We start from the raw sequence: 23,007 nt of genomic DNA, 5'->3' as shown, positions 1-23,007 counted from the left end.
GTTTCCGCTTTCTCGGCGGAGTGTCGCGCCGGGCAGACAGCAGGAATGGCTGTAAGGGCGCAAAAAGCGGACGTTAGACCGATTTCGTCGCTATTCAGGATAGCAGATCGCGTCCGACATGACGCTGACATGGATCAACTGTGTGCTGTAGTCCCTCGGTGTATTCTTGTCGTGTCGGCCAAGACTCGCGGCTCGCTTTCACAGATGCCCGGTGTCGCTCGATCGTCGGCAGACAATGGAACATTGATCATGCGTCTCCGTCCGGTGAACTTGAGCCTGCGCTCCTGGCAGAGCTTGGCGCGAGCAGTGCTTGCGCTCGCGTTCGTCGGCCTCCCAGCCGCGTCGATGGCTGACGAGGAAGTGAAGCTTAGTCCCGCACAAGCGCAAACCCTGGGCGTTCGCGTCGTACATCCCGTCTCGAGCCGAACTGATCAGACCCTGCCGTACCCCGCTCAGATCGTGATCCCGACTCCCCAATTGTGGGTCGTGAGCGCTCCGGTAGCCGGTATGGTCGCCAGTCTATCGGTCGCGCGAGGCGACCGGGTGGACTCCGGCCGGCCGCTGGTAACGCTTGAGAGCCCTAGCTTTGTCTCGCTTCAACGTGACTATTTGCACGCCTTCGCCCAAGACGTGCTTGCCGCCCAGCAGCTGAAACGGAATACGGATCTGTTTGAGGGAAAGGCGGTGCCGCAACGTGTTCTGGAGACCAGCCAGGCCGAAGCGCGGCAGGCAAGCATCGCCTTGGCCGAGCGGCGGCAAATGCTTCGGCTCAGCGGATTTTCAGACGACGCAATTGCGCGCCTGACCAGCGAGACGGCGATTACGGCAACCGTTTCGGTCGCAGCGCCACAGCAGGCAACGGTGGTCGAAATTGTGGTTTCCCCCGGCCAACGGGTGGAGCAAGCTGCGCCGCTCGTCAAGCTCGCTCGATTGTCGGCCCTTTGGGCCGAGATTGCGATTCCGGCATCGAGCATCCGTGCTATCCGGCCCGGCGCGAAAGTGGAAATCGACGGTTATGCGACTCCGGGCCATGTCGTGTTGGTCTCGGAAACGACCGATGCGGCGAGCCAAACCATCCTGGTGCGCGCGGAAGTGCCGAACACGGGTGAACTACGCCCCGGACAAACTGCCGCGGTGCGGATCAGCTTTCTTTCGTCGGGTGAAAGTGCCTGGGAGATTCCGTACGCGGCGCTCGTGCGTCGCGGTGATAATGCGTCGGTCTTTGTTGCAACCGAGAGCGGATTTCGCCTAGTGCCCACGACGCTGCTCGCCGAGGATCAGGATCATGTCGTGGTCGCGGGCGGGATTACGGACAAGGATGAGGTGGCCGTCAGCGGCATCTCGGCCCTCCGGGGAATTCTGCTGCGGCTCGGAGCCAGCGAGTAATGCTTGAGCGTCTGGTCGCGTTCGCGCTTTCGCAGCGCATGTTCGTCGCTTTGAGCGTGCTTCTGCTCATCGGCGCAGGCGTCGTTGTTTTGCCTACCCTGCCGATCGACGCATTTCCCGACGTTTCGCCCGTACAGGTGAAGATCATCATGAAGGCGCCGGGCCTGACCCCGGAAGAGGTTGAACAGCGGATCACGGTTCCGATCGAGCTTGAATTGCTCGGATTGCCCAACAAGAAGATCCTTCGCTCGACGACAAAATATGCACTCGCCGATATCACGCTCGACTTTGAAGATGGCACCGACATCTACTGGGCGCGCAATCAGGTCTCCGAGCGCTTATCGAACATCGCGCGCGATCTGCCTGAGGGGGTGACCGGTGGTTTGGCTCCGATCACTAGCCCCCTCGGCGAAATGTTCATGTTCACGATCGACAGCCCCGATCTCTCGCTGGCGGAGCGTCGAACGTTGCTCGATTGGGTGATCCGGCCGGCGTTGCGGACTGTTCCGGGGGTTGCTGACGTCAATTCGCTCGGCGGTCATGTCCGGGCATTCGAGATCGTGCCTCTGAATGATGCACTCGCAGCACGCGGCATTTCGTCTGAACTGTTCCGGCGGGCGATCGAGACAAATAGCCGCAACGATGGCGCGGGCCGCGTCAACCAGGGTGAAGACAGCGCACTCGTCCGCATCGAGGGCAGCATCCGCTCAATCGATGACATCAAGGCGATTGTCATTGACACCCGGGACGGGGTCCCGATCCGAGTGAACGATGTCGCCCGTGTTCAGGTCGGTTCGCTGACGCGCTATGGAGCTGTCACGATCGACGGTCGGGGCGAAACGGTCGAAGGACTCGTGCTTGGATTGCGCGGTGCCAATGCCGGCCAGCTCGTCAGCGATGTGCGCCGGCGCCTAGAGGAGCTGCAACCGTCGCTTCCGAAGAGCGTTACCGTCAACGTGTTTTACGATCGAAGCCGGCTGGTTGGCCGCGCCGTCGGGACGGTTGTCCGGGCGCTGGGGGAAGCCACCATCCTCGTCATCGTCTTGCTACTGTTGTTTCTCGGTAACTGGCGTGCGTCGCTGGTGATTGCCCTAAGCCTGCCGCTCGCGATCATGATCGCTCTGATGGTCATGCGCGTGGTCGGGATGTCGGCCAATCTGATGAGCTTGGGCGGCCTTGCGATCGCGATCGGCATGTTGATCGACGCTTTGGTGGTCGTCGTCGAAAATATCGTGGGAAACCTCAGCAAGGATCAGGAAGGACAGACAGCACCGCTCATTCACATTGTGTTTCGTTCAGTCTGCGAGGTGCTCGAACCGGTTGCAACGGGCGTAATGATCATCATCATTGTTTTCGTGCCGCTGCTTGCGTTGCAAGGTCTCGAGGGAAAGCTCTTCATCCCCGTGGCGCTCGCGATCATCTTTGCATTGGCCGCATCGCTTTTGCTGGCGCTCACCGTCCTTCCTGTCGCTACCTCGTTTCTTCTCAAGGCGGCCCCGCATCGGGAACCATGGCTGATTCGACTTGCTTCACGAGGCTACGCGCCGGCGCTACGCTGGGCATTGGCCAATGAACGCAAGGTGATGGTGGCGGCAGTGGCATCTCTCGTTGCTGCGGGCTTCGCCTACACCCAGCTCGGCAAGACATTCATGCCGACCATGGACGAAGGCGACATTATCGTCAGCGTCGAGGCAATTCCGTCGATCAATCTCGATCAGTCAATTGCGATCAATACCAGGCTTCAAGCCGCGATTTTGACGCAGGTATCCGACGTTGCGGGTGCCATCGCCCGAACGGGATCGGATGAGCTGGGTCTCGACCCGATGGGGCCCAATCAGACCGACACGTTTCTGGTCTTAAAGCCGCCGAACGAGCGGAAGACGACGGATAAGTCCGTCCTGCTTCAGCAGCTTCGGCATGTGCTCGCCGACTTTCCGGGGCTGTCTCTCAGCTTTACGCAGCCGATCGACATGCGTGTCCAGGAGATGATAAGCGGCGTGCGTGGCGACGTCGCGGTGAAGATCTTCGGTCCTGACATCGCGAAGCTCAACGAAATTGCAAGCAGCCTCTCCGCGATCCTGTCCAGCATCGATGGTGCCGAGGATGTTTACACGACGCTCAACGAAGGCGCGCAGTACTATACGATTGTGGTCAATCGACTGGAGGCGGGTCGTCTCGGCTTGGCGGTGGATGCGATTGCCGCCTCGCTGCGCACGCAGATTGAGGGGCGCACCATCGGCACGGCGCTTGAAGAGGGGCGCCGCACGCCGATACTGGTGCGCGGCAGCGAGAAGACCCGCGAAGCACCCACCATGCTGGCCAATTTGCCCCTGACGCTTGCGTCCGGTCAGCACGTGGCCCTCTCACAGGTTGCGCGTATTCATCGGGTCGACGGTCCCGTGAAGATAGACCGCGAGGACGGGACCCGGATGAGCGTGGTTCGATCCAATGTTCGAGGTCGCGACATGGTGGGCTTCGTCCAGGCTGCGCAGCAGAGGGTTGCAACAGAGTTGGCGCTGCCGCAGGGCTATCGGCTGACCTGGGGCGGCCAGTACGAAAACCAGCAACGCGCCGCTGCACGTCTGTCGGTCGTCGTCCCGGTCGCCATTGGACTGATTTTCGTACTGCTTTTTACCACCTTCGGCTCGATGCGCCAGGCGCTGATGGTCCTGATAAACATCCCCTTCGCTCTCATCGGCGGCGTCTTTGCTCTCGTTTTGACGGGCGAGTACCTGTCCGTTCCGGCTTCAGTCGGGTTTATCGCGCTGCTCGGCATCGCCGTTCTGAATGGCGTTGTGCTGGTCTCCTACTTTAATCAGTTGCGCGCGCACGGCGTCCCGGAGGAGAGCATTGTCATGGAGGGCGCCAAGCGCCGGCTCCGGCCGGTGCTGATGACCGCCAGCATTACCGCGCTCGGACTGGTCCCGTTGCTGTTCGCCTCCGGCCCTGGCTCCGAAATTCAGAAGCCGCTGGCCATCGTGGTGATTGGCGGGCTGCTGTCATCGACGCTTTTGACGCTTGTACTTCTGCCAATTCTCTATCGTCGGTTCGGCCGCGCGGCTAAGGGGTCCAAATGACGGTTGAATCTGTCTGCCTGACGCTCGTCGTTGCTCGCAGGCTTCGCGAGGAACTGTTTGATTATCTCAGCGAGCAGCGCGATCTGCTATCCGGTTTTACGGCCTCAGAGAGCGCCGGCCACGGTCCGACCGTGCGGCTGCACACGACGGCCGAGCAGGTGAAGGGGCACGCCGATGAGGTCTTGGTGCGGACAATTCTGGAGAGGCGGGATGCTGCACGATTGCTGGGCCGGTTAAAGACGGCGTTCGCAGGAACGAGGCTGGTTTATTGGATCACGCCAGTCGTGGAATTCGGCACGATTGACGATCAATAGGAGAAACCTGAAGATTGAGCGGAGTTGCATTGTGTAAGGTCGCACTCGGTTCAACAGGAAGCCTACATGAGCACCTTCGAAGACAAAGTGTTCCTTTCCCTGGTCGTCGCAGTCTCACTCGCGTTCGGATGGATTCTCTGGCCATTCTACGGCGCGATTCTCTGGGGCGTTGTGGCGGTCGTGGTGTTTGCTCCGCTGTACCGGCGACTGTTGGAGATTCTCGATCATAGGCACAGCCTGGCTGCTATCTTGACGGTCATGATTATCGTGATGATGGTCATTTTGCCGTTGGCGTTGGTCGGTGGAGCGCTGGCTCGGGAAGCATCTTCCGTGTACGGGCGTGTCCAGTCAGGCGAACTGGATCTCGTCCGGTCGTTCCAGCAGATTGTGGATGCACTTCCCGCCTGGCTAACCAGTCTGCTCGATCGCTTCGGCCTCGCGAGCCTTGGTGGGGTTCAGGACAAAGTGTCTGGTGCCCTCTTGAAGGGCAGCCAGTTCATTGCTGCACAGGCGCTTGAGATCGGTCAAAGCACTTTCGGGTTCTTTGTGAACCTCTTCGCCATGCTGTACTTGCTGTTCTTCCTGTTTCGCGACGAGACGACGCTGTCGAGGCGCGTGAAAGGCGCAATACCGCTGCGCCCGGAACAATTGAACGCTCTTCTGCTCAAATTCACCATCGTTATCCGGGCGACCGTCAAGGGAGACTTGCTCGTCGCGCTGCTGCAAGGTGCTCTTGGCGGAGTGATATTCTGGTTCCTGGGTATAAACGCATCGCTGCTGTGGGCAGTCTTGATGGCCTTCCTCTCGCTGCTGCCCGCGATAGGGTCTGGCTTGGTCTGGATGCCGGTGGCGATCTATCTACTTGCAACCGGCGCTATCTGGCAGGGCATCGTCCTGATTGCCTACGGTGCCTTCGTCATTGGCCTGGTGGACAATTTCCTACGGCCGATGCTCGTGGGTAAAGACACCAAGATGCCCGACTATGTGGTGTTTTTTTCGACGCTTGGCGGGATCGAAGCCTTCGGTCTCAACGGCTTTGTCATCGGCCCCGTGATCGCTGCCATGTTTATCGCGCTGTGGGATATATTCTCGGACTCGCGACAGAGGAGCGACGACGCCGCGGCTTGAGTCTTTTCAAGAGCTCAAGCGGCCATGACAGGGCATGGGCCCGAAAAGCGGATTATTCAGCGGACGTCCGTTGATCCATCGCAACAAGGATTTGGAGCGCTGCTATCTAATCCCCGGGTCCCGACCGAGGCCAACCACGCGGGGGGGCTTGAGTGGAATAGCTTATGATGTCTCACTTTCGCGCGTTGAATGCTCCGACGCCGTATCTGTTTTTTACAGGAAAGGGCGGTGTTGGTAAGACGTCTCTTGCGTGCGCCACCGCCGTTGCCCTTGCGGACCGCGGACTTCGCGTTCTTCTCGTCAGCACCGATCCTGCCTCGAACCTCGACGAGATGCTCGAGGTCGGTCTGACCGATCGCCCAACGCCGGTGCCAAACGTGACCGGACTTTCGGCGATGAATATCGATCCCGAGGCTGCTGCGGAGAGTTATCGTGCACGGGTCCTTGAACAGCTCGGACCGCAAGTTACCGCTCCCGAGCGGTCGACCGTGCGCGAGCAACTGTCCGGCGCATGCACCACTGAAATTGCCGCCTTCGACGAATTTGTAGGGCTGCTCGACGGCGATATTGCGGGCTTCGATCACATCATATTCGACACCGCCCCGACCGGCCACACGCTACGCCTCCTCAGCCTCCCAAAGGCATGGACCGGCTTTCTCAAGGATAATGATCGGGGAGCGTCCTGCCTCGGGCCACACTCGGGTCTGAAGATGCAGGAGAATCGCTTTCGCAAGGCGCTCGAGGCGCTGGGTGATTCCGCGCGGACCACCATCGTCCTGGTCACTCGCGCCGACCGGGGTGCGATCCGTGAAGCGGCCAGGACGGCCGGCGAACTCGACGGGCTCAATCTGTCGAACCAGCTCCTCGTGGTGAATGGGCGTTTCCACGCCTCGGACCCGACGGATGCCGTCGCAGTTGCCCTCGAGCGGGATCAGGACGAGGCGTTGGCGGCAATGCCTGCCTCTCTCAAAAAACTGCCGCGAGACGAAATTCCATTGGTCGCTTTCGACATCGTCGGCCTGACGGCACTGAGGGGGCTCCTGTCGCCCTCCAGTCAACCGTCAGGTGCAATTATCAAGTCAGACCCAGAGACAATTGACCCGCCGAGTCTTGAGCGGTTGGTCGATGAAATTGCGCTGGGCAAGCACGGCCTCGTCATGGTCATGGGGAAGGGTGGCGTCGGAAAGACGACGATCGCTGCCGCTGTCGCCGTGGGATTGGCCAAGCGAGGCCATGCGGTCCACCTCAGCACGACCGATCCTGCAGCTCACGTTGCCTTCGTCGTTGATGGCGTTATGCCCGGCCTGACGGTCGACCGGATCGACCCGCGGGTCGAGACAGAGCGGTATGTCGCGAAGATATTGGCGAGCCGGGGCCGTGACCTCGACGAGCAAGGCAAGGCCCTGCTCGTCGAGGACCTTGCTTCGCCATGTACCGAGGAGGTCGCCGTGTTCCATGCCTTCTCGCACGTTGTTGCGGAGGCCCGGAGCGCGTTCGTGGTGCTCGATACTGCGCCAACTGGCCACACACTGCTCCTGCTGGATGCGACCGGCGCCTATCATCGCCAGATGACCAGCCAACTTGCACCGGGCGGATCGGGGCGTATCGTTACCCCGCTGATGAGGCTGCAGGACCCCGCATACACAAAGGTGATCCTGGTTACGCTGCCGGAGACGACGCCCGTTTCCGAGGCCGCTTCCCTTCAGGATGACCTGCGGCGTGCCGGTATCGATCCGTTCGGCTGGGTCATCAACAAGAGCCTCGCCGTCTCGGGGACTCGCGATCCTCTGCTGCGGCTTCGGCTCGATCATGAGCGAACGCAGATCGCTCGCGTTCGAAACAGGCTTACAAAGCGGGCCTTCATTATTGGATGGCGAAACAAGCCGCCGATCGGAGTGGACGAACTCCGGACTCTGTCATGAACGTCCAGAATCCAAGTTCATCCGACGACCAACGAGCTCCCGATACGTCGAGTTGGCACCGTTGGCAAATGAAGAGCGGACATCTGTGGGGGGCCTGCTTCGCGCAAATGCCGGACCGCACTCCAGCTGTTTGACGCAGATCAACGTGATTGGAAATGCACCTTGCAAACTGTTTAGCCATGCAAACAACGGAGCTGCAAAAAACGGGGCTAACGACACCTCCTCGCCGAATTCACACGGCGTGGGAGTGGATCTGGAAGTCCGCCATATCTGGATTTTGCGGTAGCGCCGCTTCGACGGCGCTCATGTACTTCAAGGCCAAGGCCGGAATCCTGCCGTCATTCCAGCCCTACGAGAACTTCCAGATGGCTGCAGGCCACTTGTTCGGGCACGACATTCACCCAGGAATCCTTTGGCTGGTTTCGTTTTTCAACGGATCGACCGTGATCGGCCTCGTCTTTGGGTATCTCTATCGATATCTGCCCGGGGGCAGCGGCACGTCCAAGGGACTGGTCTTCGGCATCTGCGGTTGGCTGGTGATGAATCTCCTGGCGTTTCCGATGATCGGTCTCGGCTCGTTTGCAACCTCAACCGGACTGGGCTTTTGGCCTGCGATGTTTTCGTTGGCCATGCTCACAACGTATAGTCTGGCGATGGGATCAGTTTACGGCGTACTGGAGCGATCTGAAGGAGCGAGACGATAGCGTGCATGGGATCATCAACCAACGGAAGCCCAATCGACCTGATCGCCGTGGCGCAAGATCCGAATTGAAATTCCTCGTTTCTTCAATCGATAGTCCAGCATAACTCGAGAATCGCTCGAGCGTATCGTCGATACCTAAGGCTGGTTGATCCATACGCTGCATGCCGGGCAAACCCGGCTGAGCCCGGCGAGCCTGTTTCGTCTCTCTCTATGCTGACGCACCAAACATCCGCCGGATCGCCGGCCACCATTCTCCGGTCATCGTATATTCGAGGCCAAGCCGCGCTCCGCAGGCGATGGCCAGCATCGTGATGGGCGCGGAGAGAGCGAGTGTGGAGAATGCGGAAAGGCCTTGTCCGATGGTGCAGCCCATAGACAGGATGCCGCCCGTTCCCATCAGCAGGGCGCCGATCATGTGACGCTTCAGCTCACGAGCGTCGTCGCAGGCCTCCCAGCGGAAGCCGCGCGAAAACAGCGCGGCGAGAAATGATCCGAGGACGACACCCGCAACCGACCCGATGCCGAAGTCGGCGCGACTGCCAGAGAACGTCGCAACGTACAGAATACTGTTTCCAAGCGGGGCGACGAAGGTGAGAGAGGCCAGACGATCGGGGTCGAACTCGTCGTGGCCGAGCCAGCCGGTCGCGAACCAGCCAAAGGCGACCGCCAGCCCCGCGGTGCCGCCGGCAAACAGCAAGCGCCGCGAGCGAAGGAGGTGGCCGTCAGCCAAGGCCCAGCCGACCAGCGAAAGCGACACGCAACTCGCCACGATGGCCCGTGCGTGAGTCCCGAAAACCGGCGCGAGCAGGGAGTCGAGACTTTGTGTCGTGCCTTCGGGAAGCCGGACGGAGAGGGGCTCGATCAGGGCGAGCCGCATGAAGCCGGTCAATCCACGCATTGCTGCGAGGGCGGAAATGCCTATCACGAGATAAGCGACGATTGCCCTGAGATCTCCGCCGCCGATTCGCACCAGTGTCCCAAAACCGCACGTGCCCACCAGAGCCATCCCGATGCCGAAGGCCAGCCCGCCTATGATTGCTCCGCCCAGTCCGATTGAGGAAGACAAGTAGATCGACGTGGAAAGGTCGATGAGACCAAGCGCCGCCATCGACTGGGTCAGGAGCAATGCAATCCCGGCAGCGAACGCAAACGACTTCAGCCGGCGCGTATCGGACGCATAGAAGGCATCCTCCAGCATCGCAAGCGTGCAGAAGCGACCCGCGCGACCGGCGACACCAAGCGCAGCGCCGGCGAGCAGCCCGCACACCAGGCTGACCTGAGAGAGGGTGAGCATATCCTCCGGATTTTCCTTGTCGTTCGCTTCGGGCAGTCTGCGCCAGGAAGGACCAGGAATCCAGAGCAATCCCGGCGTCAGCGTCGTCGGCGGCGTACCGGCTCGCAGAACACGTCGTAGATCGCGGTCAGAATCTTGCGCACGTCGTCATTCGCCAGGCTGTAGTAGATGGCCTTGCCGTCGCGACGGGTCGTCACCAGGCGATCGAGTCGGAGGCGCGCGAGCTGCTGGGACACTGTCGACTGGCGTTCACCGAGAAATTGCTCGAGCTCCGTGACCGATTTCTCCCCCTCGGCGAGAATGCAGAGCAGCAACAGCCGTGATTCATGCGAGAGCGCCTTCAGCATGTCGCTCGCCTCGCGTGCCCTCTCGATCATCTGCTCGAGCTCGGCCGAGCCCTCGATATCCTTCAACTTCGGCAGCGGCATGTCTTGCTCATTCCTTTCGCACCGTCAGGACTGACCTGCCCGCAATCCCGCATTGAGAAGGATCCGGTCCAGCAGCCCGAAAAAGAACGCATCCCCCGGGTAGCCCCTGATGCGTCCAACTTCACGCCCTTTATCTACTATCACGAATGTCGGTGTGAAAGGACCGGCGTCAATCCCAACAAGGTCCGTCGGCAGAGGTCGATCCACGTCAATGCGACGAAGCGGTGCGGATCGGCTCTCGTCCGTATTGGGGTAGATTGGTGCGATCTCGGCATTGAACCGCGCGCACCACACGCAACCTGCGCGCTCGAACATCACGAGCTCGGCGGCAAGCGCGCTCCCCATCTGAAGCGGCAACAGGGCAATGGCTATTGCTGCCAAGAATAGGAAACGGGCAGGGGACATCGCTGGACGTATCTTCTGGACTTCTCGACGGTATTATATCATTAAATTCGTATACGTATAGAGGGGAGCGGAGCAGTATGGGTCTGGACGTCTCGCTCGGCGCCGCCTTTCTTGCCGGTCTTCTCTCATTTCTCTCACCCTGCATCCTGCCGCTGGTACCGCCTTTCCTCTGCTACATGGCCGGCGTCTCGGTGACGGACCTGCCCGCCGAGGGGGCCCGGACAAGAGGGCGCGTTCTGCTTTCCGCCCTTTGTTTCGTGGCTGGATTTTCCCTCGTCTTCGTCGCCCTTGGATCGAGCGCAACGCTGCTGGGGCGCTTCATCTCGGCACATCTTTCGGCGCTAGGCACGATTGCGGGGATTCTGATCATTGTCATGGGCGTGCACTTTCTGGGGTTGATCAGAATTCCACTTCTTTACCGTAGCGCGACCGTCCAGATCGAGAATAAGCCGGCGGGTCTTGCCGGAGCATTCGTGATGGGACTTGCCTTTGCGTTCGGGTGGACGCCTTGTGCCGGGCCGATCCTTGCAGCGGTGCTGCTGATGGCGGGCTCCGAAGATACGACCGGTCGCGGTGCGCTGCTGCTGCTGTCCTATTCCGCGGGGACTGGCGTTCCCTTCATGATCGCCGCCGCCTTTACCGGCCATTTCATCGCGTGGCTTGGACGCGCGCGCAGGCACCTGGGGACCATCGAAAGGGCGATGGGCGTGTTTCTCGTAGCGACGGGCCTCGTGTTTCTCTCGGGCTTCATGCCCTGGATTTCTCAATGGCTGCTCGAGCGCTTCCCCGGGCTGACCAACGTCGGTTGACTAGCCGAAGCGAAAGTCGAGGAGTTGGGCGAAGGATTGCAGCTCGATCAGGTAACGATGGACAAGCGGAGCGTCGCCGGAGAGCGCGGCGCGGGATATCTCGCCGGAGCTTGCGATAGCGCCGTCGATCAGCCGGCGAAACTCAGACTGCTTCGAGATTTCGACGCTCGCCCAGTCGTTACAGCGCTGCAACCGGTCGCCGAACACGCTGGCGGCCGCAACCGTCCCTTCGGCCCGATGAGGAAGTTGTTCGCCGAATCGCGTCGCTTCGTCGCGAAGCGTGGTCATTGCAGGCCCGAGTTCGAAGACACAGTCGCTGAGATCGTAAAGGCCGGAGTGACGTCGCAGCTCGCGAAGCGCGCGTCGCAGGCCTTGCACTTCCCTGATCGCGCTGTCGGCATCGCCGCGGTCGAGTGCACGGTCGGCGGCAATGAGCTGTTCCTGCCCTGTTGTGAGAAAAGCATCCAATGCGACCGGTGGATACGGAGGTATTGCCGTGCCGTTGAAGTGCTGCAACTGCTTCCAGCCGACCAGGGCATCGCTGATCTCGATCTGCGCGAGTGCGATGTTACCCGTCCTCGCATAGCTCATGGCCGTGCGCAGATTTGCCATCACAGGAACGATCCCGTTGGCGAATTCCGGGGGAGCTTCCGCGCCCGCGGCAGCGACATTCAAAGTGAGCCACAGCAATATCGTCGTGACGCGCCGCAACATCGGAAATCCTTGTCATATTCTAATATTCGAATATCATGAACGCAATTCTATAATGTGCAAGCAGGCAGGATGCACCTTTCCATCGCAACACCAAACGGCCTCACCAGACGCGGATTTCTCGCGTTCGCTCCCGTGGTGCTCGTGATGATGCAATCATCCGTTGCGCGCGCGGAGGCGATGCTGGGCGACGATGGGCTCTATCACCAGCCATGGTTCTTGCAGAGCTTTCTCGACCTTCGCGAGGATCTCGAGACGGCTGCTTCAAACCGCAAGCGGCTTGCCGTCATGTGGGAGCTGCGCGGCTGTCCATATTGCCGCGAAACGCACCTTGTGAACTTCGCCGACCCGGCGATCGCGGGCTATATTCGAGACAATTTTGAAGTCTTGCAGCTCAACCTGATCGGCTCGCGCAAGGTCGTCGACTTCGACGGGACCGAACTTGCCGAAAGGGACCTGGCGCAGAAATACGGCATCCGGTTCACTCCCACGTTTCAGTTCTTTCCGGCGACGGCTGACGGCATCGGCCGCAAGGAGCCCGCTGCGCGCGAAGTCGCCCGGGCGCCCGGCTATCTGAAGCCGCAGCACTTCCTTGCCATGTTTCACTTCGTGCGCGAGGAAGGCTACAGGCGGGGCAGTTTCCGCGACTTTCTGGAGCACCCGAAGGGGTAGGCGGGGCGGCTGCGGACAGTCGCAGAAATGTCCTTGACATCGTCCATTATATACAAATATCGTAATAAGTGAATTTGATGGGATCGTAAGTCCGTCATCACAACAAGCGAGAGTCTCGCAAAGGGATGGAAACATGCGCCGCCTCCTGCCGGCTGCCTTCCTGCTTGCCGTTTCTGCAGCCGCCGCGACGGCGCAGCAACCCGTCAAGCTCGATGTCGTCAACGACTCGCTCCCGAAATCCTTGAGCGGCGCGCCGGGCAATGCCGATGCAGGGAAGAAAGTTTTCCTGGCGCGCACGCTCGGTAACTGTCTCGCCTGTCATCAAGTGACGAGCCTCAAGTCCGAGGAATTCCACGGCGAGTTCGGCCCGTCGCTCGACGGTGTGGCCGGCCGCTACACCGAGGCGCAACTCAGGCTCATCGTGGCCGATCCCAAGCTCATCTTCACCGACACCGTGATGCCGGCGTTCTACAAGAACGAAGGCCTGAGCCGCGTGCGCCCCGAATTTGCCGGCAAGACCATTCTTTCGGCCGCGCAGGTCGAGGATGTGGTCGCATTTCTCGAAACACTAAAATGATGCCCCAGGAGAAATTGAGATGAAGCCCATCAGTCGAAGGCAGGCATTCGCGCTCGGGGGCGGCTTCGTCGCGCTGACCCTGGTGCCAATGGCTGCCGATGCGCAGGTGTCGAACGATGCCGCGCAATGGATCGCGAAGTTCACCGGCGGAAAGGAAGCGGCGAAGGGCAAGATTTCACTCGATTTGCCCGAGATTGCAGAGAACGGCAACACGGTCCCCCTGTCGTTGACCGTCCAGAGCCCGATGACCGCGGAGTCTTACGTCAAGGAAGTGATGCTGATTGCGGACGGCAATCCGAATGCCGGTGTTGCCACGCTGATGTTCTCGCCGCTCTCCGGCAAGGCGGAGGCTGCGGTCCGTATCCGGCTGGCCGCGACCCAGAACGTGATCGCACTCGCGAAAATGAGCGACGGTTCGCTGTTCACCGAGCAGAAGACGGTGAAGGTGACCATCGGCGGCTGCGGCGGCTGACAGAGGGGAAACGATCATGGCAGACAAACCGCGCATCAAGCTTCCCAAGGAGGCCACCAAGGGCGAGATCATCCAGATCAAGACCCTGGTTTCGCACGTGATGGAATCCGGTCAGCGCAAGGACGCGCAGGGAAAGCCGATTCCGAGAAAGATCATCAACAAGTTCAGCTGCGAGTTCAACGGCAAGCCTGTCTTCGCTTGCGCGCTCGAGCCCGCGATCTCGGCCAACCCGTACATCCAGTTCACCGCGCGGGTCGACGAGGACGGCACGTTCAAGTTCGCATGGACCGACGATGACGGCACGGTGATCACGGCCGAGGAAAAGATCGCGATCAAAGCTTGATCCCCACGATCAAATCAGAACGGAGAGCGCGAATGCCGTATCGTCATGTCGGCCTGCTGGCCGCCGTCGTTGCCATAACCGCGCTGGCTGGCGTACCCGCTGCCGCTCAGGATGCCGGGCGAAAGGGCATACCTGCGCCTCCCGGACACGTCTTCAAGACCATCATCTCGGGTTACGAATTCCGCACCAAGGAGACCCGGGCGGTGCAGGACGACGACCTCGAGAACCCGGGCTTTCTCGCCGTCGAGCGCGCCGCCGATGTCTGGAAGAAAGTCGAAGGCAGCGAAGGCAAGTCGTGCATGAGCTGCCATGGCGAGGCAGAGAAGTCCATGAAGGGTGTCGGCGCCGCCATGCCGAAGTGGGACGACAAGCTGAAGAAGCCGGTCAATCTCGAGCAGCGCATCAACATGTGCCGCAGCGAACACATGAAGGCGGAGCCTTGGGCATTCAAGTCACAGGCGCTCACCGATATGACCACTTTCGTGCGGTACCAGTCGCACGGAATGCCGGTGGCGGTGAAGACCGACGGCCCGATGTCACCCTGGTTCGAGCGCGGCAAGCAGATCTACTACACCCGCTATGGACAGCTCGATCTCGCCTGCGCGTCCTGCCACGAGCGCAACAACGGCAAGTTCATGCGCGCCGACTTCCTGAGCCAGGGGCAGACCAACGGCTTTCCCACTTACCGATTGCGGGATCAGCGCCTGGTCCCGCTGCACGAACGCTTCGAGGGCTGCATGTTCGACGTCCGCGCCGAGCCCTTCAAGCCGCTTTCCGACGAGTTTCTCGCGCTCGAGCTTTATGTCGGTTGGCGCGGCATTGGACTGCCGGTGGAGACCCCTTCGGTCCGCAACTGAGCCATCTGGAAGGCATGCAAGGGAACGGAACGGATGATCTCGCGCCGTGAATTCATTCAGGTTGCCGCAGCGACGGCCGCGCTTGCTGGTGGAACAGGTCTGGGCCTTGGCCGGGCTGCCGCCCAGCAACGGCTGACGCAGAAGGACCTGCTGGCATTCGAGCCGCTCGGCAACGTAACGCTCGTGCATGTCACCGACATCCACGGCCAGCTGATGCCGCTCTACTTTCGCGAACCCTCGACCAATCTCGGCGTCGGGGAAGCGAAGGGACTGCCGCCGCACGTTACGGGCGCTGAGTTCCTGTCACGGTTCGGCATCGCGCCCGGCTCGTCGGCTGCCTATGCGTTGACGTCCGAGGATTTCGAGGCGCTGGCGAAGAACTATGGCAAGATCGGCGGACTGGATCGCGCCGCTACCGTGATCAAGTCGATCCGCGCCGAGCGCGGCGATAAGGTCGTGCTGCTTGACGGCGGCGACACCTGGCAAGGCTCGTGGTCGTCTCTGAAAACGCGCGGCCAGGACATGATCGACTGCATGGCCCTGCTGAAGCCGGACGCGATGACCGGCCATTGGGAGTTCACCTATGGCGCCGAGCGGGTCAAGCAGGCGATCGAAGGTCTGGGTTTCCCGTTTCTTGGGCTGAACATCCGCGACACCGAGTGGAACGAGGCGGCGTTCGATGCCTCCACCATGCTCGAGCGCGGCGGGGTCAAGATCGCTGTGCTGGGCCAGGCGTTTCCGTATACGCCGGTCGCCAACCCGCGTTGGATGATTCCGAACTGGTCTTTCGGCGTGCGCGAGGAGGACGTCCAGGCGCAGGTCGACAAGGCTCGCAAGGGCGGCGCGCAGCTCGTGGTGCTGCTGTCGCATAACGGATTCGATGTTGATCGCAAGCTAGCCAGCCGCGTCAAGGGGCTCGACGTTATCCTCACCGGGCACACGCATGATGCGCTGCCGGAGGCGGTGAAGGTTGGCAAGACCCTGCTGATCGCGTCCGGCTCGTCCGGCAAGTTCGTCTCGCGTCTCGATCTCGACGTGCGCGACGGCGAGGTGAAGGCGTTCCGCTACAAGCTGATTCCGCTCTTTTCCGACGCCATCGCGCCGGACGAGGAGATGGCGGCCAAGATCGCCGAGGTGCGCAAGCCGTTCGCCGGAGAGCTCGGCAAGATTCTCGGCAAGACGGAGTCTCTGCTCTACCGGCGTGGCAATTTCAACGGGACTTTCGACGATCTCATCTGCCAGGCGCTGTTGCAGGAGCGCGATGCGGAGATCGCGCTGTCGCCCGGCTTCCGCTGGGGTACCAGCGTGCTGCCCGGACAGGACATCACTTTCGAGGACGTGACCAACGCAACCGCGATCACCTACCCCGCAGTCTATCGCATGGGCATGACTGGCGCGCGGCTGAAGGAGATCATCGAGGACGTCGCCGACAACCTCTTCAACGTCGATCCCTACTATCAGCAGGGCGGCGACATGGTGCGGATCGGAGGTCTCGCCTACGCCATCGACGTCGCCAAGCCGCAGGGCCAGCGCATTACCGCCATGCAGCTCGTCAAGACCGGAGCTCCGATCGAGGCAGGCCGGGAATACCAGGTGGCAGGCTGGGCCAGCGTGAACGAGGGAACGGAAGGCCCTGCGATCTGGGATGTGGTTGCGAACTACCTGACCCGACAGAAAACCGTGCGGCTCGAGCCCAATCGTGCCGTCAAGGTCACCGGAGCTTGAGATCGATGACGACAGAGAGTCCGAAGCAATCCCGACGGAGCTTTCTCGCTGCCGGTGCCGGCGTTGCCGCGACCGTCCTGGCGAAGCCCGCAACTGCCGCCGGCAATCCTGCAAACCAGCCTCCGAACGTACCCGACTGGAGCAAGTCCCTCGGTGAAGGCGTGGCGGTGCGCCCCTATGGCAAGCCGTCGAAATTCGAGAAGGACGTCATCCGTCGCGATGTCGAATGGCTGACGGCGTCACGGGAATCGTCGGTCAGCTTCACGCCGCTCCACGAGCTCGAAGGCATCATCACGCCCAACGGGCTCTGCTTCGAGCGCCATCACGGTGGCATCGCGGAGATAGACCCTGCGGATCATCGCCTGGTGATCCATGGCCTCGTCGAACGCCCGTTGATCCTCTCGCTCGAGGAATTGAAGCGCTACCCGCGCGTCAATCGCATTCATTTCATGGAATGCGCGGCCAATTCAGGCATGGAGTGGCGCGGCGCGCAGCTCAACGGCTGCCAGTTCACGCACGGCATGGTTCATTGCGTGCAGTATACGGGCGTCTCCCTGCGCACCCTTCTGGAAGAAGCGGGCGTCAAAAGCAACGGAAAATGGCTCCTCGTGGAGGGCGCCGATGCGGCCGCGATGGACCGCAGCCTGCCGATCGAGAAGGCGCTGGATGACTGCATCATCGCCTACAAGATGAATGGCGAGGCCCTCTATCCGGAGCAGGGCTATCCGATGCGGCTCGTGGTCCCGGGCTGGCAGGGAAACCTGTGGGTGAAGTGGCTTCGCCGGATAAAGGTCGGCGATCAGCCCTGGCACACCCGGGAGGAGACGTCGAAATACACCGATCTGTTGCCGAACGGAAAGGCGCGTCGCTTCACCTGGGTGATGGACGCCAAGTCGGTGATCACGAGTCCAAGCCCGCAAGCCCCGATCAAGCACGGCAAGGGCTTCACAATCATCTCGGGCCTGGCCTGGAGCGGCAACGGCAAGGTCAAGCGCGTCGATGTTTCGCTCGACGGCGGTCGCAACTGGCGTCAGGCGCGGCTCGACGGCCCCGTGCTCGACAAGGCGCTGACGCGCTTCTACTACGAGTTCGACTGGAACGGCGAGCCGCTTCTGCTGCAATCGCGCGTGCAGGACGAGACCGGCTACGTGCAGCCGACCAAGGTCGACCTCCGCAAAATCCGCGGCGTCAATTCGATCTATCACAACAACGGTATCCAGACCTGGCACGTACTGGCCAATGGTGAGGTCGAGAATGTTGAAGTTGCCTAGATTGTTTGCCGCGGCGGCCCTGGCCTGCCTGATTAACACTCCGCTGTTGGCCGGAGAGAAGCCCGACGCGAAAGGCGGACCGAAATACAACATCGGACGCGCTCCGACTGCGGAGGAAATCCGCGGCTGGGACATCGACGTTCGGCCGGACGGGCAGGGACTACCCGAAGGCAAGGGTACGGTCGCCCAGGGCGAAAAGCTCTTCATGGACAATTGCTCCTCCTGCCATGGCGAGTTCGGCGAGGGCAATGGCCGCTGGCCTGTGCTCGCCGGCGGCAAGGGATCACTGACCAGCGACAATCCGGTAAAGACGGTCGGCTCGTACTGGCCTTATGCCTCGACGGTATTCGACTATGTCCGCCACGCCATGCCCTATGGAAACGCGGAGTCGCTCTCGGTCGATGAGTATTATGCGCTGGTGGCCTATGTTCTGTTCCTGAACGACGTGATCACGGATCAGAATTTCGAGCTCAGCAACAAGAACCTGGCGTCGATCAAAATGCCCAATGAGCAGGGCTTCTACATGGACGACCGCACGACGTCGGAAAAGGCTTTCTGGCAGAAGGATCCCTGCATGAAGGACTGTCTCGGACCGGTCAAGATCACGGGACGGGCCGCCGCCATCGATGTGACGCCCGAAGATTCGAAGGAAGGCAAGCCGCGAGGCGTCGAGTGACAAATTCCGTGGTGAGCCGCCGTGTCCTTTGCTTCACGGCCCTCTCCGCAGCGGTTTTCGTCGATGCGGCAATGAATGCGACCCGCGCCGCCGAGCCGCACAGGCTAGCGCTCCAGATCAGTGATGACGAACCCGCAAAGATGCGGGCGGTACTTGATATCGCGGCCAACGTATCTCGCTACTATTCCGGCCACGGCGAGGAGGTCGAGATCACCGTGGTCGCCTTCAATGGGGGACTGGACATGCTGCTGGACGATCGCTCGCCCGTCCACGAGCGGATGGGAAATTTCGCGAAATCCATGCCCAACGTGAGTTTTGTCGCTTGCGGCAATACGCTCGACACGCTGACCGGCAGGGACGGCAAGCGGCCCCGGCTGATGCCGGGCGTCAGGGTCGTCGAGGCCGGTGTTGCCGAGCTGCTCGACCTGGCGGAGAAGAACTGGACGATCATTCGTCCGTAATTGGGGTCGTCCTGAATGCGCCTTCTGGCCGTGCTTTTCGTCCTGGCATTTTCTCAGCCGCTGTTGGCCGCCGAGCAGGAACGCGAGCTGACCGTCGGCGGTCGCGTGGCGCTGGCGACTTTGCGCACGCCGGAGCCGATGACGGCGGAGACGCCGCTGGTGGTGATGACCCACGGCACGCTGGCCCACAAGGACATGGAGACCATCCAGGGACTCGCCAGGCTGCTGCAGGAGCGCGGCATCGCGACGCTGGCGCACAATCTGACGCTCGGCCTCGATCGTCGCAAGGGCATGTTCGATTGCGCACAGAAGCACGACTATCTGACGGGTGACGCCGTCGCGGAGATCGGCGCGTGGATTGCCGAAGCCGGGAAGTCGTCGCGGCGGATTTATGCCTTTGGCCATTCCCGGGGAGCCAACCAGGTTGTGCGCTACCTGACGGCCGGATCTGACGCCGTGCGTGGGGCGGTGCTGCTTGCTCCGGCGACCCGCGCGACCGAGATCGACCTGCGCGCGGCCTATGCCAAGACCTATGGCGCGCCGCTCTCGCCGTTGCTGGATCAGGCTTCACGGGCGGTCGATGCGGGCCGCGGCGGCGAGTGGATCAATGTTCGCGGGTTTATCTATTGTCGCGATGCGGTCGTCACGCCGCGCGCCTTCCTGTCCTTCTACCGGGATGATCCGCTGCAGGACACGGCGGCTTTCGCCGCCACGCTGAAGCTCCCCGTCCTGGTACTCGCCGGCGCCAAGGACACCACGGTTCCCGATGTCCTGCCGTCATTCGGCCCATTGGCGGCCAGGCAGAGCGGCAACATTCGCATCGCGACCATCGACGATGCGGATCATTTCTTTCGGGACCTGGCGGCGGAAGACGCTGCGGACCGCATTGCGGAGTTCGTCAAGCAGACGCCTTAGGAGGAATCATGGAACGTCGATCGTTGCTGAGTGCCGGTGTCACGTTGCTGCTGGGGGCTTTCGGGGCCGGACAGGCCGTTGCCGCAGCTGGGCCCGGCCCGCGGCAGCGCGTGGTCTACCATCTTGCAGATATCGATCGCGTCGTGTTCGTGCTCGGCAATATCCAGAACCACGTCGACGGCGTTGGCGGGCCTGGTCAGGCCGACATTCGGCTCGTCGTTCACGGTCCGGCGCTGCGCGCCTTTCACGCGCTGTCGGCGGATAGCCACGTCGTCTCCACGATGGAGCGGCTCACCAAAGAGCAAGTCGGCTTCGACGCTTGCGCCAACACGATGAAGGCCCAGGGCGTGAAGCTCGACGATCTCACCCCGGGGTTCGTCGTGGCCGAGAAGGGCGGTGTCGTCCGGCTGGCCGAGCTGCAACAGCAGGGCTATGCCTATCTGCGCCCCTGAGCGCTTCGAAAATGCGTTATCGCCCTGTTCGACATCTGGTCGGTTTTGATCTGGCTCATTTGGGGAAAATGCAGGATCGATAGACTGGGCAGATCTCGAGGGAGTCGAAGCGAACGTGCTGACGTCCATCGCCGATCTCATAGGTGAGGATCTGCTGTCGTGGATCGGCGGGCTTCTGGTCGGCGGCCTTTTCGGCTTCTTCGCGCAACGCAGCCATTTTTGCCTCCGCGCCGCGGCGATCGAGTTTTCGCGCGGGCAAGCAGGGCAACGACTGGCGGTCTGGTTGTTGACCTTTGCCGGCGCTCTGATGGGAACGCAGTTGCTGGTTGCACTCGGATGGCTTGACGTCTCCGAGGCGCGTCAGCTTGCCCAGCAGGGCAGTATCTCCGGCGCGCTGATCGGCGGCTTGATGTTCGGTTGCGGCATGGTGTTGGCGCGAGGCTGCGCGAGCCGCCTGCTGGTGCTTTCGGCCAACGGCAACCTGCGCGCCCTTCTATCGGGTCTGGTGTTCGCTGTTGCGGCACAAGCAGCCTATCGCGGCCTGCTGTCGCCGGCTCGGGAGTGGCTGACCAATCTTTGGCTGATCAACGGCGGCCCGTCGCGGGACATCATGAGCCTGGTGGGCGGCGGGACGCCGGAAAAGCTTGCCTTCAGCGCGATCTGGCTGCTGGCCGGCTTCGGTTTCGCGTTTCGCAGCCGTCTTGCTCCACGGTTGCTCTGGTCCGCGCTTCTGACCGGCGCGGCCGTTGTTGCAGGCTGGGTTTTCACTTACCAACTGTCCCAGTCCTCTTTTTCGCCCGTGGCGCTGAAGAGTCTCACTTTCAGCGGACCATCCGCCGAGGTCCTGACCGTCGTGCTGAACAGTCCCTACATTCGTCTTGATTTCGATCTGGGTATCATCCCGGGTGTTTTTCTCGGCTCTTTCGCCGCCGCCGCCTGTGGGCACGAACTCCGGCTGGAGGGCTTTTCCGACGGGCTCGGCATGCGCCGCTACCTGATCGGCGCCGTCCTGATGGGGTTCGGCGCCATGCTGGCCGGCGGCTGCGCCGTCGGCGCCGGAATCACGGGCGCCTCGGTGTTCGCATTGACGGCATGGCTCGTGCTTATCGGCATATGGGTCGGGGCGGCACTCACCGATCTGCTCGTCGACCGCGGCTGGTCACCACAGCTGCGCCACGCCGCCAGCGCCGAGCGCGCGTGACGTGCCGGTATTATTTTAGATATTGCTAAATTCAATTTATTGAATATAAATAGTCTCGATGGCCATAGCGGCGGCCGCGAAAGTCGCTTTCGGGGAAGACGCACCATGACGACGATCACCCATGATATCGCACGAGACGTGCCGCGAAGTGCCCGGATCGACTGGTCCCCTTATCTGGTCGGCGCCGGCATCGGCATCCTGAGCTGGATCGCGTTCGGCCTGTTTGGCGATCCGCTCGGCGTCACCACCGCGTATTCACGCATCGCATCGCTGTTTGCCACGCCGTTCATCGGTGCCGATGCGGTTGCGCAAAACAGCTATTGGAAGAGCATGCCGCTGAAGTGGGACTACGGCGTTTGGTTCCTGGTCGGCATTCCCTTCGGCGCCTTCGTATCGGCCGTGCTGTCGGGGACCTGGCGCCTCGAACTCGTGCCCGAAGTCTGGAAGGAGCGTTTCGGCCCATCGGTGACGAAGCGCTTCATCGCCGCTTTTGCCGGCGGGGTCGTCATCATGTACGGCGCGCGCCTCGCCGGCGGCTGCACCAGCGGCCACGGCATCTCCGGCGGCCTTCAGCTTGCGCTGTCGAGCTGGCTGTTCCTGGGGGTGATGTTCGCAACCGGTCTCGTCGTGTCGGCCGTCATGTTCCGCAAGTCCTGAGGAGACGATCATGCTTGCTATCTTTGGTGCCTTGGTGATGGGGGCGGCCTTCGGTTTCCTGCTGCAGCGTGGCAAAGTGACAAGCTGCAACGTGATCGAGAACCAGTTCCGCCTGCGCGACTTCACGGTCCTCAAGGTCATGGGCACCGCGATCGTGGTCGGCGGGATCGGCGTCCTGCTGCTGGTCGATACCGGCAACTCCAAATATTACGTCAAGGATGCCAACATGCTCGCGGTCGCGCTGGGCGCGGCGCTGTTCGGCGTCGGAATGGTGGTCTACGGCTACTGCCCCGGAACGGCTCTCGGTGCGATCGCGACCGGCAGCGTTCATGCGTTGGTGGGTGCCCTCGGCATGGTGGCCGGCGCGATTCTCTATGCGCTGAGTTTCGACTGGCTCAAGGGGCATGTCTTGAATGTCTGGGCGCTTGGCAAGGTCCGGTTGCCGGATCTGACAGGTGTGCCCGACGCGGCGTGGTTCATCGCGCTCGCGATCGGGGCCGGATTGTTCTTCTGGTGGGTCGAGACGAGTCAGCCGAAGCGGGCCTGAAACA

The 23,007-nt window shown here is 61.6% G+C and carries 25 protein-coding genes; 21 read left to right on the top strand and 4 right to left on the bottom strand.

From position 1 onward, the window contains the following. Positions 1-249: 249 nt before the first annotated feature. From NR187_RS11840 to NR187_RS11815, 6 genes are all read left to right on the top strand, one after another. Positions 250-1,386 (top strand): efflux RND transporter periplasmic adaptor subunit, encoded by a 1,137-nt coding sequence (locus NR187_RS11840; protein WP_211382529.1) that lies wholly within the window; start codon positions 250-252, stop codon positions 1,384-1,386. After that, on the top strand, positions 1,386-4,463 hold the full coding sequence (locus tag NR187_RS11835; protein ID WP_211382530.1) for an efflux RND transporter permease subunit: 3,078 nt from the start codon (positions 1,386-1,388) through the stop codon (positions 4,461-4,463). The genes NR187_RS11840 and NR187_RS11835 overlap by 1 nt, the downstream gene beginning before the upstream one ends. Beyond that, the gene (locus NR187_RS11830) at positions 4,460-4,777 is read left to right on the top strand and encodes a DUF3240 family protein (RefSeq protein WP_211382531.1); all 318 of its coding nucleotides are present in this window, start codon (positions 4,460-4,462) and stop codon (positions 4,775-4,777) included. Before NR187_RS11835 ends, NR187_RS11830 begins: the two co-directional genes overlap by 4 nt. A gap of 66 nt (positions 4,778-4,843) precedes the next feature. Continuing rightward, positions 4,844-5,905, top strand: coding sequence for an AI-2E family transporter (locus tag NR187_RS11825; RefSeq protein WP_211382532.1), 1,062 nt, complete (start codon positions 4,844-4,846; stop codon positions 5,903-5,905). 167 nt (positions 5,906-6,072) lie between these two features. Further along, complete coding sequence (gene arsA / locus NR187_RS11820) at positions 6,073-7,827, top strand: arsenical pump-driving ATPase (protein ID WP_256806587.1); 1,755 nt, start codon at positions 6,073-6,075, stop codon at positions 7,825-7,827. 155 nt (positions 7,828-7,982) lie between these two features. Then, complete coding sequence (locus tag NR187_RS11815) at positions 7,983-8,531, top strand: DUF6789 family protein (RefSeq protein ID WP_372703044.1); 549 nt, start codon at positions 7,983-7,985, stop codon at positions 8,529-8,531. Positions 8,532-8,738: 207 nt separating this feature from the next. Here NR187_RS11815 and NR187_RS11810 read toward each other — a convergent pair whose 3' ends face one another. The 3 genes from NR187_RS11810 to NR187_RS11800 all read right to left on the bottom strand — a co-directional run bounded on the left by NR187_RS11810 (position 8,739) and on the right by NR187_RS11800 (position 10,657). Beyond that, a complete protein-coding gene (locus NR187_RS11810; RefSeq protein WP_211382534.1) occupies positions 8,739-9,824 on the bottom strand; it encodes a YeeE/YedE family protein in 1,086 nt (361 codons plus the stop codon). A gap of 77 nt (positions 9,825-9,901) precedes the next feature. Next, positions 9,902-10,252: a metalloregulator ArsR/SmtB family transcription factor gene (locus NR187_RS11805; RefSeq protein ID WP_211382535.1), complete on the bottom strand. Its 351-nt coding sequence runs from the start codon at positions 10,250-10,252 to the stop codon at positions 9,902-9,904. 24 nt (positions 10,253-10,276) lie between these two features. Continuing rightward, positions 10,277-10,657 (bottom strand): thioredoxin, encoded by a 381-nt coding sequence (locus NR187_RS11800; RefSeq protein WP_211382536.1) that lies wholly within the window; start codon positions 10,655-10,657, stop codon positions 10,277-10,279. A 77-nt stretch (positions 10,658-10,734) separates the two neighbouring features. On the opposite strand from NR187_RS11800, the gene NR187_RS11795 reads away from it, so the two are divergent. Beyond that, positions 10,735-11,466, top strand: coding sequence for a cytochrome c biogenesis CcdA family protein (locus NR187_RS11795; protein WP_211382537.1), 732 nt, complete (start codon positions 10,735-10,737; stop codon positions 11,464-11,466). Here the strand turns inward: NR187_RS11795 and NR187_RS11790 are convergent, their stop codons facing one another. Continuing rightward, entirely contained in the window at positions 11,467-12,180 is a 714-nt protein-coding gene (locus NR187_RS11790; protein WP_211382538.1) for a hypothetical protein, read from the bottom strand. Between the two features lie 144 nt (positions 12,181-12,324). Between NR187_RS11790 and NR187_RS11785 the strand changes: the two genes are divergently transcribed. The 14 genes from NR187_RS11785 (at position 12,325) to NR187_RS11720 (ending at position 23,003) form a co-directional block, all read left to right on the top strand. Further along, positions 12,325-12,849, top strand: coding sequence for a thioredoxin family protein (locus NR187_RS11785; RefSeq protein WP_249128980.1), 525 nt, complete (start codon positions 12,325-12,327; stop codon positions 12,847-12,849). Between the two features lie 133 nt (positions 12,850-12,982). Then, on the top strand, positions 12,983-13,426 hold the full coding sequence (soxX, locus tag NR187_RS11780; protein WP_256806533.1) for a sulfur oxidation c-type cytochrome SoxX: 444 nt from the start codon (positions 12,983-12,985) through the stop codon (positions 13,424-13,426). Between the two features lie 19 nt (positions 13,427-13,445). After that, positions 13,446-13,898, top strand: a complete 453-nt coding sequence (gene soxY / locus NR187_RS11775) for a thiosulfate oxidation carrier protein SoxY (protein ID WP_211382541.1) — start codon at positions 13,446-13,448, stop codon at positions 13,896-13,898. Between the two features lie 16 nt (positions 13,899-13,914). Then, positions 13,915-14,241 carry a thiosulfate oxidation carrier complex protein SoxZ gene (soxZ, locus tag NR187_RS11770; protein ID WP_211382542.1) on the top strand — a complete coding sequence of 109 codons (327 nt, stop codon included), beginning with the start codon at positions 13,915-13,917 and terminating at the stop codon, positions 14,239-14,241. Between the two features lie 32 nt (positions 14,242-14,273). Beyond that, positions 14,274-15,098: a sulfur oxidation c-type cytochrome SoxA gene (gene soxA, locus NR187_RS11765; RefSeq protein WP_211382543.1), complete on the top strand. Its 825-nt coding sequence runs from the start codon at positions 14,274-14,276 to the stop codon at positions 15,096-15,098. 33 nt (positions 15,099-15,131) lie between these two features. Next, complete coding sequence (gene soxB, locus NR187_RS11760; protein WP_256806532.1) at positions 15,132-16,823, top strand: thiosulfohydrolase SoxB; 1,692 nt, start codon at positions 15,132-15,134, stop codon at positions 16,821-16,823. A gap of 5 nt (positions 16,824-16,828) precedes the next feature. After that, entirely contained in the window at positions 16,829-18,094 is a 1,266-nt protein-coding gene (gene soxC / locus NR187_RS11755) for a sulfite dehydrogenase (RefSeq protein ID WP_211382545.1), read from the top strand. Then, positions 18,063-18,770: a c-type cytochrome gene (locus NR187_RS11750; RefSeq protein ID WP_211382546.1), complete on the top strand. Its 708-nt coding sequence runs from the start codon at positions 18,063-18,065 to the stop codon at positions 18,768-18,770. The genes soxC and NR187_RS11750 overlap by 32 nt, the downstream gene beginning before the upstream one ends. A 71-nt stretch (positions 18,771-18,841) precedes the next feature. After that, positions 18,842-19,231, top strand: coding sequence for a hypothetical protein (locus NR187_RS11745; protein WP_256806531.1), 390 nt, complete (start codon positions 18,842-18,844; stop codon positions 19,229-19,231). A 15-nt stretch (positions 19,232-19,246) separates the two neighbouring features. Continuing rightward, positions 19,247-20,146 (top strand): alpha/beta hydrolase, encoded by a 900-nt coding sequence (locus tag NR187_RS11740; RefSeq protein ID WP_256806530.1) that lies wholly within the window; start codon positions 19,247-19,249, stop codon positions 20,144-20,146. An 8-nt stretch (positions 20,147-20,154) separates the two neighbouring features. Next, entirely contained in the window at positions 20,155-20,598 is a 444-nt protein-coding gene (locus tag NR187_RS11735; protein WP_211382549.1) for a DsrE family protein, read from the top strand. A gap of 115 nt (positions 20,599-20,713) precedes the next feature. Next, the gene (locus NR187_RS11730; protein WP_256806529.1) at positions 20,714-21,799 is read left to right on the top strand and encodes a YeeE/YedE family protein; all 1,086 of its coding nucleotides are present in this window, start codon (positions 20,714-20,716) and stop codon (positions 21,797-21,799) included. A 105-nt stretch (positions 21,800-21,904) separates the two neighbouring features. Then, a complete protein-coding gene (locus NR187_RS11725; protein WP_211382551.1) occupies positions 21,905-22,456 on the top strand; it encodes a YeeE/YedE thiosulfate transporter family protein in 552 nt (183 codons plus the stop codon). Positions 22,457-22,466: 10 nt separating this feature from the next. Beyond that, positions 22,467-23,003: a YeeE/YedE thiosulfate transporter family protein gene (locus NR187_RS11720; RefSeq protein WP_211382552.1), complete on the top strand. Its 537-nt coding sequence runs from the start codon at positions 22,467-22,469 to the stop codon at positions 23,001-23,003. Positions 23,004-23,007 lie beyond the last annotated feature (4 nt).

Source organism: Bradyrhizobium sp. Bra64, assembly GCF_024519875.1.
GTDB lineage: Bacteria > Pseudomonadota > Alphaproteobacteria > Rhizobiales > Xanthobacteraceae > Bradyrhizobium > Bradyrhizobium japonicum_G.
The sequence above is the reverse complement of the archived record's forward strand: the minus strand, read 5'-3'. Positions and strand labels throughout refer to the sequence as shown.

Bases quoted from the DNA above. Each gene is read 5' to 3' on its own strand.
- NR187_RS11840 (WP_211382529.1), top strand. From the start codon at position 250: ATGCGTCTCCGTCCGGTGAACTTGAGCCTGCGCTCCTGGCAGAGCTTG.
- NR187_RS11835 (WP_211382530.1), top strand. From the start codon at position 1,386: ATGCTTGAGCGTCTGGTCGCGTTCGCGCTTTCGCAGCGCATGTTCGTC.
- NR187_RS11830 (WP_211382531.1), top strand. From the start codon at position 4,460: ATGACGGTTGAATCTGTCTGCCTGACGCTCGTCGTTGCTCGCAGGCTT.
- NR187_RS11825 (WP_211382532.1), top strand. From the start codon at position 4,844: ATGAGCACCTTCGAAGACAAAGTGTTCCTTTCCCTGGTCGTCGCAGTC.
- arsA (WP_256806587.1), top strand. From the start codon at position 6,073: ATGTCTCACTTTCGCGCGTTGAATGCTCCGACGCCGTATCTGTTTTTT.
- NR187_RS11815 (WP_372703044.1), top strand. From the start codon at position 7,983: ATGCACCTTGCAAACTGTTTAGCCATGCAAACAACGGAGCTGCAAAAA.
- NR187_RS11810 (WP_211382534.1), bottom strand. From the start codon at position 9,824: ATGCTCACCCTCTCTCAGGTCAGCCTGGTGTGCGGGCTGCTCGCCGGC.
- NR187_RS11805 (WP_211382535.1), bottom strand. From the start codon at position 10,252: ATGCCGCTGCCGAAGTTGAAGGATATCGAGGGCTCGGCCGAGCTCGAG.
- NR187_RS11800 (WP_211382536.1), bottom strand. From the start codon at position 10,657: ATGTCCCCTGCCCGTTTCCTATTCTTGGCAGCAATAGCCATTGCCCTG.
- NR187_RS11795 (WP_211382537.1), top strand. From the start codon at position 10,735: ATGGGTCTGGACGTCTCGCTCGGCGCCGCCTTTCTTGCCGGTCTTCTC.
- NR187_RS11790 (WP_211382538.1), bottom strand. From the start codon at position 12,180: ATGTTGCGGCGCGTCACGACGATATTGCTGTGGCTCACTTTGAATGTC.
- NR187_RS11785 (WP_249128980.1), top strand. From the start codon at position 12,325: ATGATGCAATCATCCGTTGCGCGCGCGGAGGCGATGCTGGGCGACGAT.
- soxX (WP_256806533.1), top strand. From the start codon at position 12,983: ATGCGCCGCCTCCTGCCGGCTGCCTTCCTGCTTGCCGTTTCTGCAGCC.
- soxY (WP_211382541.1), top strand. From the start codon at position 13,446: ATGAAGCCCATCAGTCGAAGGCAGGCATTCGCGCTCGGGGGCGGCTTC.
- soxZ (WP_211382542.1), top strand. From the start codon at position 13,915: ATGGCAGACAAACCGCGCATCAAGCTTCCCAAGGAGGCCACCAAGGGC.
- soxA (WP_211382543.1), top strand. From the start codon at position 14,274: ATGCCGTATCGTCATGTCGGCCTGCTGGCCGCCGTCGTTGCCATAACC.
- soxB (WP_256806532.1), top strand. From the start codon at position 15,132: ATGATCTCGCGCCGTGAATTCATTCAGGTTGCCGCAGCGACGGCCGCG.
- soxC (WP_211382545.1), top strand. From the start codon at position 16,829: ATGACGACAGAGAGTCCGAAGCAATCCCGACGGAGCTTTCTCGCTGCC.
- NR187_RS11750 (WP_211382546.1), top strand. From the start codon at position 18,063: ATGGTGAGGTCGAGAATGTTGAAGTTGCCTAGATTGTTTGCCGCGGCG.
- NR187_RS11745 (WP_256806531.1), top strand. From the start codon at position 18,842: ATGAATGCGACCCGCGCCGCCGAGCCGCACAGGCTAGCGCTCCAGATC.
- NR187_RS11740 (WP_256806530.1), top strand. From the start codon at position 19,247: ATGCGCCTTCTGGCCGTGCTTTTCGTCCTGGCATTTTCTCAGCCGCTG.
- NR187_RS11735 (WP_211382549.1), top strand. From the start codon at position 20,155: ATGGAACGTCGATCGTTGCTGAGTGCCGGTGTCACGTTGCTGCTGGGG.
- NR187_RS11725 (WP_211382551.1), top strand. From the start codon at position 21,905: ATGACGACGATCACCCATGATATCGCACGAGACGTGCCGCGAAGTGCC.
- NR187_RS11720 (WP_211382552.1), top strand. From the start codon at position 22,467: ATGCTTGCTATCTTTGGTGCCTTGGTGATGGGGGCGGCCTTCGGTTTC.